Genomic DNA, 1,005 nt, shown 5'->3' on the forward strand with positions numbered 1-1,005 from the left:
AAGGATCTGGTTACTAATACCAGTTATCGGTATGGTTTAACACAAGATTTAACTGTAGAGACACATTTGGAGTTAGCGCCTGATCTGTACTTGGGAGGAGCAGGATTTATCCAAAGACTAGGAAACCGCGCAGGTCTGTTAAATGCAGCATATTCTTTTAGTGACTATCAGGGATTAACCGGAGCTATTTATCAATTAGGATATAACTGGAATTCTAGGTACTTAACTATCTCTTATAATACGGCTCGGCAGTCAGGCGAATATTACGATATCGCGCATCTAAATGGTTTAGCACTTCCTCAGCGATCTGATCAATTTTTTCTAGGTACGAATAATAGGTTAGGCCAGTTCGGGGCAAGTTATATTTATCAAGAACAAGATTGGGATTCAACTAACGAGTTTTTAACATTTAATTGGTCTTATTCATTCCCTAACAATTATTATCTCAACTTAAGCGCAAATCATGATTTAAATGGATCAGATACCAGATATTATTTGAGCTTGAATGTTCCATTAGAAAAGAGACGAACCGTCAACTTATCCTATCAGCAAGATCAGGAACAAGAGAAGCTGTCTTTTAATGCGCGTCAGTCCGTCTCTCGTGATGTTGGTGGGTGGGGATGGCAAGTACAGGTAGATACGGCTCAGGATAATCGAAATATCCAGACTCAACTTGCCCGGATTCACAACTATGGGGAGTGGAGTTTAGGCGTACAGGAATTTAAAACCGATAACAGCTCTTCTCGAATAGCCAACGGTACATTAAGTGGAAGCCTGTTAATGATGAATCGAAGTTTATTCCCAATGCGTAGATCTTTTGATTCATTTGCTTTGATTTCAACCTCTAATATCCCTGAAGTACCAGTGAAATTAGAAAATAGATCAGTAGGAAAGACCAATAGAAACGGAGAACTGGTCGTCACCTCACTGAATCCTTACCAAAATAACAAGATCACAATCGATGCATTAGAATTACCTGCTGACTATTATATTGAAACAACAGTA

The 1,005-nt window shown here is 38.9% G+C and carries 1 protein-coding gene; it reads left to right on the forward strand.

The annotated features are described in order from the left end of the window. Positions 1-1,005 (forward strand): fimbria/pilus outer membrane usher protein (locus FTV43_RS15865; protein WP_179995876.1); only part of this gene is annotated, 1,005 nt, incomplete at both ends.

Origin of the sequence: Acinetobacter sp. YH16053, from assembly GCF_013417035.1 — a bacterium.
Lineage (GTDB): Bacteria > Pseudomonadota > Gammaproteobacteria > Pseudomonadales > Moraxellaceae > Acinetobacter > Acinetobacter towneri.